The organism is Kitasatospora sp. NPDC004240 (assembly GCF_053603215.1).
Genome location: NZ_JBSGFD010000266.1, coordinates 1 through 9,489, shown reverse-complemented (window position 1 = coordinate 9,489; position 9,489 = coordinate 1). Strand labels below are relative to the sequence as shown.

The following is a 9,489-nucleotide window of genomic DNA, read 5'->3' as shown; positions in this document are numbered from 1 at the left end:
GACCCCACCCCCACCCGCGCGCGGCCGTTTCCGCGTCGGAGCCCTCTCGGAGGGGACGCGTCGCGCCCGGCTCGACACCCGCCGGGGTGGCGTCGCAGCATGGGAGACGGGGCATCCGAGGGTGGACCGCGCACGAAGGGAGCGTCCCGCGATGGCCTGCGGCGACCGGTGGAGCGACGGCACCGGGCCGGCCGCGCCCGGCCACGGGATCCGCCTCGACCTGCTCGGCGGCTTCGGCCTCGCGCTGCACGGCACACCGGTGGCCGTCTCCGGCGGCTCCGAGCGATTACTGGCCTTCGTCGCCATCCGCTGCCGGGGCGCGGTGCCCCGCGGACTGGTCGCCGGGACCCTCTGGCCCGAGGTCGCCGAGCGCTGCGCGTACGCCGACCTGCGCGCCGCCCTCGCCAGGCTCCCCGCGGCCGGACGGGAGGCCCTGGAGGTCGGTCCGGCCGAGCTGCGGCTGGCCGACGGCGTCGACGTCGACCTGCGCGGCGCCCGCTCGCTCGCCCACCGGATCCTCGATCCGGCCTCCCGCCGCGGCGACCCCGCCGCGCTGCGGGCCGGCTTCGGGCTGGCGTCCGTGGAGGCGCTCTCGGCCGACCTGCTGCCCGGCTGGTACGACGACTGGACGGTGCTGGAGGCCGAGAGCTGGCGGCGGCTACGGGTGCACGCCCTGGAGGCGCTCGCCGAGGACTTCGCCGGGGCCGGCCGCTACCCCGAGGCGGTCGCCGCGGCCGGGGCCGCCGTCCTCGCCGACCCCCTGCGGGAGAGCAGCCAGGGCTGCCTGATCCGTGCCCACCTCGCCGAGGGCAACCCCGGCGAGGCGCTGCGCGACCTCGAACGCTACGAGCGGCGGCTGCGCGGCGAGCTCGGCCTGCGGCCGCCGGCCCGGCTGCGCCGGCTGGTGGCCGGGACGGGCGGCGCGCCGCTTCCGGCCCCGGTGCGCGAGGTCAGGCCCGCGCGGGCCGCTTCAGCACGGCGGCCGCCAGGGTGAGGCAGGCCAGCGCGGCCACGGTGGCGAAGCCGCTCACCGCGGGCAGCAGCCCGTGGCGCTGGACCAGCGCGCCGACCAGGACGATCGGCAGCGAGGAGCCCAGGTAGACGATCACCCAGAGCGCGCTGAGCTCGGAGCCGCGGCGCTCCGGGTTCATCGCCGCCACCGCGCCGGTGAACAGCGAGCGGAAGGCCACCCCCTGGCAGGCGCCGCCCAGCACACTGCCGATGAACAGCAGGGCCGGGGTGCCGGTGTACCCGGCGGCGACCACCAGCGCGAGGCCGGCCGCGAGGCCCGCCATGCCGAGGGCGATGACCAGCCGGTCGGCCGTCGGCGGCACCACCAGCTGGGCGATCGCGGAGGAACCGAGCAGCAGCGCGGCGACCACGGCGCCGGTCAGCCGGGAGTCGGTGTGCAGCAGCCGGCCGGCGAAGGCCGGGGCCAGGCTGAGGTAGACGCCGAACACCGCGTAGGAGACGAAGCCGGCCCCGGAGGCGAGCAGGAACGCGCGGCGGCCGGTGGCCGGCAGGGCCAGGCGCTGCGGGCGCAGGTGCGCCGGGGTGGTGATGCGCGGCGGGGCGGCCGGCGGGCGGCTGCGGCCGGGCATCCGGGGGTGGACCACGGCCAGCGGCACGCACAGCGCCAGCAGCGCGACGGCGTGCAGCAGGAAGGGCGACAGCAGCGGGTCGTCGCCGCCGGCCAGCAGGGCGCCGGCCACCGGGCCGAGCGCGACGCCGCCGGCCGAACAGGCCAGGGTGAGCTTGGCGGCCAGGGTCGGCCGGTCCGGCAGCAGGTCACCGAGGGCGGCCCCGGCGGCGCCGGTGGACAGGCCCACCGCGACGCCCTGGACGGCCCGGCCGAGGACCAGCTGCCAGAAGCTGCCGGACGTGGCGAAGAGCACGTCGCCGCCGGCGGCCAGCGCCACGGCGGGCAGGATCATGGCGCGCCGGCCGAGGTGGTCCGACCAGTGGCCGACCGCGGCGAGCACCGGCACCAGCGCGAAGACGTACACCGTGAAGAGGATCGTGGTGTCGAGCGGGGTGAGCGACAGGCGCTGTTCGAGCAGCGGGTAGATCGGGGTGGCCAGGTTGGCGCCGATCAGCATGAGGAAGAGGGACGCGGCGACCAGGCCGACGCGTACACCGCGCAGCGCGTTCCAGCGGCTGATCACGGCGAGCTGGAGCTGGGCCCGCGGCGCGAGCTCCAGGGGAAGCAGGGCCTCCGACAGTCGGCGTCCGTCGAACTGCGCGGTGCGCAGGCCGGAGCCGGCGGGGGAGAGGTCCGCCATATCAGGGGTCTCCTGTGGCCGGGCACCACCGGGTCGGCAGGGCGTGCCGGCGCGCCCGTCCTGCGGCGCTGTGGTGGTGGCCTCGGTGCGGGCTCCCTGGTGGAGCGGATGAGCTGAAGGGTGAGGAACGGGCTTCGTTGCCCGAAGTGGCCCGCACGGGGTGTGCGCGGTACCGAATCGAAGGATAAACGGTGGGCGCACGGTCGCGGCGCGCGCCCCTCAGGGCCGGGCGTCGGGGGTTTACGGCCTATACGCTGAGGAAGTGGACCGGTACGCGGAGGTGATCCTCCGGTCACCGGTCGGCTGACCGCTCGCTCAGTCCGCGGGGCTCGTCGAGCCCGCCGCGGCCCGCCCTTAGGGAGAAGGCGCAACGATGGCCGGACGACGTCGCAAGAAGGCTGGCACTCCGTCGGCGGGCGGCCCCGGCGAGGGGCCGGCCGAGGCGGTGCTCCCGGCCGACCTGGAGTTGCAGGACCTGTACGGGGCCTTCGCCGCGCACGGCCTCGACGACGAGGACCTGGACGACGCCGCGGTGCTGGTGCCCCCGGTGCGGCTGCCCGCCGAGGAGGAGCTGGTCGGGCTGGCCAAGGCGGTGCCGATCTTCGGGTACGCGCTGGCGCTGGCCCGCTGGGCGGCCCCGCACCGGCCGGTGGACGAGTTCGGCGACCTCACCGGGCCGGACCGGGCGCCCGCCGCCCGGCTGCTGGGCCTGGCGCCCGAGGAGGGGGAGGCACCGGAGGAGGCGGTGGTCGAGGCGATGCGGGCCTGGTCGCTGGCCTGCGACCTGGACCTGGTCGAGATCGGCACCACCGCGGCCGGCGAGCACGTCGCCGTCCCCGGGCCGGACCTGGAGCCGGCCGAGCAGGGCGACCCGGACACCGTCCTGGAGCTGTGGCTGACGGCCGCCGGGATCGTCCGGGAGCTGGCGGTGGAGACCGACACCCTGCCGGAGGAGGAGGCGGCCGAGGCGGAGCGGGCGGTGGAGTCCGCGGGCGTCCCGGTGGCGGACGAGGACGACGACGAGGAGCGGCTGACGGCGGCCGAGGAGTCCCGCGAGGAGGCCGCCGAGCTGCTCGACGAGGCGCTGCAGGTGCTGTACGAGTCCACCGCCTTCGCCGAGCCGGGCACCGAGACCGTGCCGCTGGGCGTGCTGGCCGCGCTGCTGGTCGTCCCGGAGGGCGAGGAGCCGAGCGAGGAGATGCTCGGCGACATCACCGACGTCATGGTGGCGCTGGACCCGATGCTGGCCGACCTGGCCGAGCTCGGACTGCTGGAGTACCGGCCGATCGACCCGGACCTGTTCGACGAGGAGGAGGGCGAGGAGGCCGCCGAGGACGCGGCGGCGGCCGAGGAGCCGCTGGACGAGGCGGAGGCCGCGCGCTTCGGGCTGGTCCGGCTCACCCCGCTCGGCCAGTACGCGATCCGGCAGTGGCTGCTGGAGGACGGCTACGACGCCCCGCTGATCGGCGAGCTGGCCCAGGGCGACGCCGCCGAGCTGCTGCGGGCGGTCTGCGAGGCCTCCAACGTGCTGCCGGAGGAGGAGCTGCGGGAGTGGATCGCCGGGCGGGAGCCGGAGGCGGCGGCGCGCGAGCTGCTGGCGGCGGCCCGGGGCATCGACGCGTACGCCCCGCTGCGCCGGATGCTGGCCTTCTCGGCGCTGGGCATGCTGGGGCGGCCCGCGGAGCCGGCCGTCCGGGAGGTGCTGGACGACCCGGAGCTGGGCGGGGGCGCGCGGGCCTGGCTGAGCGCCCTCGGGGCCTCGGACGTACCCGCCCCGGAGCGGGGCATGGCGCTGTGGACGGTGGTGGACACCTTCGCCGCCCAGCTGCTCGACTCGGGCGGTGACGCCGAGCTGCTGCGCGAGCTGATCGCCGGGCTGCCGGTCACGGACAATCCGGCGAGCTACTTCGGTGAGCTGTGGCGGGTCGACCACCCGTACACGGCGGACGTGCTGGAGGCCGTCGGCGAGCTGCACCTGGACCGCACGGTGGCCAAGGAGGCCCGCAAGGCGGCGTTCAAGGCGCGCTCGAAGGGCTGAGGGGCCCACGCGGCCAGGGGCACGCCGCCAGGGGCATGCCTCAGGGCAGGTCCAGGGAGCCGTCCTCGGTGAAGGGGAAGAAGGGGTTGTGGGCGAGCTCCCAGAGGTGGCCGTCCGGGTCCTCGAAGTAGCCGGAGTAGCCGCCCCAGTCGGTGGCGGTCGGCGGCTTGACCACCGTGGCGCCCGCGGCGACCGCGATCCCCAGGGCCGCGTCCACTCGTTCGGGTGATTCCAGGTTGACCGCCAGGGTCACCCCCCGGAAGGACGGCTCGCCGCCGGCCGGCACACCGGCGTCGGCGGCGAGCTCCTCGGACGGGAAGAGGCCGAGCACCGAGTCGGCGGTGCGGAACCAGACGATCTCCGGGCTGGAGGCCGAGGACCGGCGCCAGCCCAGGGCCTCGTAGAAGGCGGAGCTGCGGTCGAGGTCGGAGACCCCCAGGGTGACGATGCTGATCCGGGCCGGGAAGTCCTGCGTGGCTGTCATGCCGGACAGCGTAGGCACGGGTACCGACAATCCCCGGCGGACACGGCGGTCCGCCCGGTCCGCGGGCGGCGAGGGGACCTGATGACCCGACAGCTCCGCCAACGTATGGTTTTCCGCAGGTAGTAGTAGTACGAGTTAGGGCCTCAGCGGGCGGGCGACCACAGACGGGGGTACGGCACAGGATGGTGCGGGAGAGCGGCGGACGGACACCGGGGCAGGACGAGCTCCGCCAACTGGACCCCTACGCGGAGCAGGAGGAGTTCTCACGCCGCACGCTCGCCGCGGCCGACTTCCCGGTGTACGGCGTGGCGGGACGTCCCGGCCCACCCGGCCACGACCGGGGCCCGGACGCGCTCGCCGCCTTCGAGACCTGCGACGGCGAACTGCGCTGGGTCGAGGTCCGCTGCGGCGACTGGACCTCCCCCGACGGCCCCTACGTCACCGTGCGCACCTACCGTCCCGGCGCCGAGAACTGCGACCGGCTGCCCGAGCTGGAGGACGTGGTCGAGGACGAGCGCGACCGGATCTACGAGCAGCTGGGCATCGACGAGGGCGACGGCCCCGGCCGGGTCCGGGCGCTGCGCGAGTGGATCAACGTCAACGGCGAGCCGCAGGCGGTCGAGGTGCACGAGGACCGGCGCGAGTCGGTGCTGCTCGGCCCGGACGGCGCCCGCCCCGGCGCCGGACCGGTCTGGGCCGGCCGGCTGCGGGTCGCCGGGGTGGCCGTCACGGTGTGCGGGCGCGGGGTCGCGCCGGGCGCGGTCGAGCTGGCCGCGATCGCCGACTTCGAGCCGCACATCCGCGGCCGCAGCGCCCTGCTGCGCGGGCTGGCCGCCCGGCGCGAGTGCTACGTCCCGGTCGAGCAGCGCGAACTGCCCCCGGTGACCGGCCTGGAGGCGCACCGCGCGGTGATCGAGCACAGCATCGCCGAGACCGCCGCGATCGAGGCGCAGGTACGGGCCCGCCGCACGCCCCGGCTGCCGCGCGGGCTGCGCGGCGAGACCGGCGCGCTGCGCTGGGAGGCCGCCGTGCGCCAGCAGATGCGGCTGGCCTCGGAGACCCGGGACGAGGCGGTCGCCGCGGTGACCGCCATGGTCAACCAGCTGACCCGGCTCTCCCAGCAGACGCACTGGCTGGTCGGCACCGCGGAGGGCGCGGCCGCCGTGGAGGAGGCGATCCGCTGGACCGTCTTCGCCAGCGAGGTGCCCAGCCTGCCGGCGCAGCGGGCCTGGCAGCAGCTGTGGAGCGCGCGGGACGGCCGGGAGGACGAGGAGGAGCCGGAGGCGCGGCGGCTGGGCGAGCGGCTCTGGCTCTCGGCGTGGGAGCAGTGGCGGGCGGCCCGGTGAGCGGTGGCGCGGCGGGTGGCCTGTTGACCGGTGGCGCGGCGGCGGGCGGCCGTGTGAGGGCGGCCCGCGGCCGAAGGCCCGGTGAACGGCGGGTGGCCGCCCGGGGCCGGAGGCCGTACGGCGGGGGCGGTCGGCCGGTGAGCGCCGTGTAACGGGTGGTGACCAGGGGAAAGAACCGATCGGAGGTTCGGATACGGTCGACAAATGACCACCCCGAAGAGCGGCCTGATTCACCGTCCGTTCACCGGCCGGGTCGAGTCTGCTGGGCGTCGACGACAGCCCTCGACACCCAGCACGCCACGTCCGGGACGGCCCGGGCGGGCGGCCCACCCCTCAGGAGTGACTGCCATGTCGCTGTCCCGCCGGGACTTCGTCAACCGTTCGACCCTCGTCGGGGCCGGTGTGCTGATCGCCGGTAGCGCGGAGGCCCTGGCCAGCGCGCCCGGTGCGATCGCCGCCCCGGTCGGCGGCGAGGTCCAGGCCGCCGAGAGCGCCGACGCCGAGCGCGCCGCGGTCGGCTACGGCCCGCTGGTCGCCGACCCGCAGGGCCTGCTGGCCCTGCCCAAGGGCTTCAAGTACACCGTGCTGAACCGCGCCGGTGTCACCAAGCTGCGCACCGGCGAGAACACCCCCAGCAACCACGACGGCACCGCCGCCTTCGAGGACGAGCGCGGCGGCAACCTGCTGGTCGTCAACCACGAGCTGGGCGGCGCCCGCGCCAACTGGCCGAACCCGGTGCCGCTGACCGAGGGCCACGTCTACGACCCGGGCGCGGCCGGCGGCTGCACCGTCGTGCACGCCAAGGCCAACGGCACGGTCGAGCAGTGGGTCGGCATCGCCGGCACCGCCACCAACTGCGCCGGTGGCGTGACCCCGTGGGGCACCTGGCTGACCGGTGAGGAGACCGAGGACAAGGCCGGCAAGAACGGCTTCACCAAGGACCACGGCTACGTCTTCGAGGTCGACCCGTTCGACGACGAGTACAACCTCGACCCGAAGCCGGTGAAGGCCTTCGGCCGCTACGCGCACGAGGCGGTCGTCGTCGACCCCAAGCGCGGCCACGCCTACCTGACCGAGGACGCCTCCAACCCGAACGGCCTGCTCTTCCGCTGGACCCCGCCGGCCGGCTTCAAGCACGGCCGCTACCAGCTGCGCAAGCTCGCCGACGACGCCGGCCTGCTGGAGGCCTTCAAGGTCTTCGACGCCCAGGGCAAGTTCGTCGACGACCTCTCCCGCGCCACCAAGGTCGGCACGGTCTACGGCTGCGACTGGGTCAAGGTCCAGGACCGCGACGCGAAGACGGTCTCCATCCGCAAGCAGTTCAAGGAGGGCGAGGTCACCCGCGCCCGCAAGCTGGAGGGCATGTGGTGGGGTGACGGCGGCTTCTACTTCGTCTCCTCCTACGCCCGCCAGGAGAGCCCCGGCGCCGCGCACGACGGCCAGGTCTGGTTCTACAGCCCGACCCGCCGCACCATCACCCTGAAGGTCCTGCTGGGCGTCAACACCGACGTCTTCGGCGACCACGACAACTTCGACGGCCCGGACAACATCACCGTCTCCCCGTACGGCGGCATCGTGATCGCCGAGGACGGCGAGGGCGTCTCGCACCTGTTCGGCGCCACCGACGAGGGCCTGACCTACCCGATCGCCCGCAACGACCTCAACATCGGCTCCGCCGAGAAGCCCGAGTTCAGCGAGTTCACCGGCGTCACCTTCTCCGACGACGGCAAGACCCTGTTCGCCAACATCCAGACCCCGGGCATCCAGCTGGCCATCACCGGCCCGTGGCACCGGCTGAAGGAGCACAAGCGCGGCCAGGGCTACGGCGCCTGATCCGAGCACGCGCCATGTGAAGGGGCCCGCCTCGGCGGGCCCCTTCCGCGTCCGCGCGTCAGTCCTCGGCGGGCAGCCGCAGTTGGAGCATCGCCAGCAGCCGCTGCTGAGGCTGGGCGAGGTCGACCCCGGTCAACTGCTCGGCGCGGCGCACCCGGTAGCGCAGGGTGTTGGGGTGGATGTGCAGGGCGTCGGCGGCCACCCGGACCTCGCCGAGCGCGTCCAGCCAGGCCAGCACCGACTCGGCCAGCCGGGTGCCGTGCCGCCGGTCGTAGTCGGTGAGCGCGGTCAGCCGCGGGTCGCGCAGCCCGCCGCGCTCCTGGAGCAGCGCCAGCACCTCGCTGACCAGCACCTCCGCCTGGACGTCGAGCAGCGCCGCGACCTCCAGGTCGACCCCGCCGCGGCCCATCGCGTCCAGGATCCGGTCCGCCTGCGCCCGGGACTCGGGCACCCGGGCGAGGCCGTCCACGGTGGAGCCGATCGCCGCCCGCAGCGGGACGCCCAGGTGGTCGCGGGCCGCCTCGACCACCTCCCCGGCCCAGTCGCGCACCGTGGACAGCGGCAGGCCGGCGGGCAGTTCGGGCAGCAGCACGTACACCCGGTCGTCGATCGGCGCGAGCAGCGCGCTGCGGTGCCGGGCGGCGGTGTGCACCGAGATCAGGCCGGTCACCTCGGCCCGGCTGAACTCCGGGTCGGAGCCCTCCCGCCCGCCCGCGCTGTACGCCAGCACGGTGGCCGGGCGCCGCAGGTCCAGCCCCAGGTGGGTGGCGAGCGACTGCGGGCCGGTCGAGCCCTCCAGCAGCCCGGTCAGCAGGGTCTGGGTCAGCCGGACGTCCGCCGACAGCTCCCGGCGCCGGCGCACCAGCTGGGCGGCCGCCACCCGGGCCGCGCCGACCAGCGCCTGCTCGGCCAGCGGGGCCAGCGGCTTGGCGCCCTCCTGCACCCAGATGGTGCCCAGCGGCTGGGCGCCCGCCCGGATGCCGATGGCCAGACGCCGGCGCAGGTTGAGCTCGGGGTGCGGGTCCACCGCGATGGGGGTGTCCTTGCTGCGCAGGTGCTGGAAGATGCCCCACTCGCGGAGCTTGGAGAGGTACGGCTCCGGCCCCTGCCAGCCCAGGATGGACAGCCGCCGCAGGTCGTCCACCTCGTCGGAGTCGGAGGAGCGCGAGTAGGCGAGCACCCGGCTGGAGGTGTCCTCGATGGAGACGATGCCGTTGGTGAGCACCGCGACGGTCTGGGCGAGGGAGAACAGGTCGCCCGCGTTGTGCTCGGGCGTGGCGGGGGCGTCCGGGGCGTCCGGCCCGGCGATGACCGTACGGGCCAGCAGGTCCAGGTGCTCCCAGCGGGTCTCCCGGCGCACCGACAGCAGTGCGACGCCGGCCTCGGTGGCGGCCTCGCGCAGCGCGTCCGCCTGGCCGGGCGCGTCCACCCGCCTTGGCCAGCAGGGCGTCCACCGCGTCCAGGTCGGGCGCCGCGTAGGACTCGTCGACCTCTCCCCCGCCGCTG

The 9,489-nt window shown here is 75.5% G+C and carries 7 protein-coding genes; 4 read left to right on the top strand and 3 right to left on the bottom strand.

What is annotated here, in order from left to right; all coding sequences use genetic code 11:
* Positions 1–151: 151 nt before the first annotated feature.
* A complete protein-coding gene (locus ACWEQL_RS38340; protein WP_452155551.1) occupies positions 152–994 on the top strand; it encodes an AfsR/SARP family transcriptional regulator in 843 nt (280 codons plus the stop codon).
* Here ACWEQL_RS38340 and ACWEQL_RS38335 read toward each other — a convergent pair.
* Entirely contained in the window at positions 951–2,282 is a 1,332-nt protein-coding gene (locus ACWEQL_RS38335) for an MFS transporter (RefSeq protein WP_452155549.1), read from the bottom strand. The two genes, ACWEQL_RS38340 and ACWEQL_RS38335, sit on opposite strands and share 44 nt — an antisense overlap.
* Before the next feature lie 373 nt (positions 2,283–2,655).
* Here ACWEQL_RS38335 and ACWEQL_RS38330 point away from each other — a divergent pair, with 373 nt between their 5' ends.
* The gene (locus ACWEQL_RS38330; RefSeq protein ID WP_452155547.1) at positions 2,656–4,320 is read left to right on the top strand and encodes a hypothetical protein; all 1,665 of its coding nucleotides are present in this window, start codon (positions 2,656–2,658) and stop codon (positions 4,318–4,320) included.
* A 40-nt stretch (positions 4,321–4,360) separates the two neighbouring features.
* Here ACWEQL_RS38330 and ACWEQL_RS38325 read toward each other — a convergent pair whose 3' ends face one another.
* Positions 4,361–4,804, bottom strand: coding sequence for a VOC family protein (locus tag ACWEQL_RS38325; protein WP_452155545.1), 444 nt, complete (start codon positions 4,802–4,804; stop codon positions 4,361–4,363).
* 182 nt (positions 4,805–4,986) lie between these two features.
* On the opposite strand from ACWEQL_RS38325, the gene ACWEQL_RS38320 reads away from it, so the two are divergent.
* Together ACWEQL_RS38320 and ACWEQL_RS38315 are read left to right on the top strand one after the other, a co-directional pair.
* On the top strand, positions 4,987–6,150 hold the full coding sequence (locus ACWEQL_RS38320; RefSeq protein WP_452155543.1) for a hypothetical protein: 1,164 nt from the start codon (positions 4,987–4,989) through the stop codon (positions 6,148–6,150).
* Positions 6,151–6,498: 348 nt separating this feature from the next.
* The gene (locus tag ACWEQL_RS38315; RefSeq protein ID WP_452155541.1) at positions 6,499–7,983 is read left to right on the top strand and encodes an alkaline phosphatase PhoX; all 1,485 of its coding nucleotides are present in this window, start codon (positions 6,499–6,501) and stop codon (positions 7,981–7,983) included.
* A 58-nt stretch (positions 7,984–8,041) separates the two neighbouring features.
* On the opposite strand, the gene ACWEQL_RS38310 is transcribed toward ACWEQL_RS38315, so the two are convergent.
* On the bottom strand, positions 8,042–9,489 hold a 1,448-nt coding region (locus ACWEQL_RS38310), incomplete at its 5' end, for a PucR family transcriptional regulator (RefSeq protein ID WP_452155539.1).

What these genes read in the sequence shown, in the direction of transcription:
- ACWEQL_RS38330 (WP_452155547.1), top strand. Translation starts at nt 2,656, where the DNA reads ATGGCCGGACGACGTCGCAAGAAGGCTGGCACTCCGTCGGCGGGCGGC.
- ACWEQL_RS38315 (WP_452155541.1), top strand. Translation starts at nt 6,499, where the DNA reads ATGTCGCTGTCCCGCCGGGACTTCGTCAACCGTTCGACCCTCGTCGGG.
- ACWEQL_RS38340 (WP_452155551.1), top strand. Translation starts at nt 152, where the DNA reads ATGGCCTGCGGCGACCGGTGGAGCGACGGCACCGGGCCGGCCGCGCCC.
- ACWEQL_RS38325 (WP_452155545.1), bottom strand. Translation starts at nt 4,804, where the DNA reads ATGACAGCCACGCAGGACTTCCCGGCCCGGATCAGCATCGTCACCCTG.
- ACWEQL_RS38335 (WP_452155549.1), bottom strand. Translation starts at nt 2,282, where the DNA reads ATGGCGGACCTCTCCCCCGCCGGCTCCGGCCTGCGCACCGCGCAGTTC.
- ACWEQL_RS38320 (WP_452155543.1), top strand. Translation starts at nt 4,987, where the DNA reads ATGGTGCGGGAGAGCGGCGGACGGACACCGGGGCAGGACGAGCTCCGC.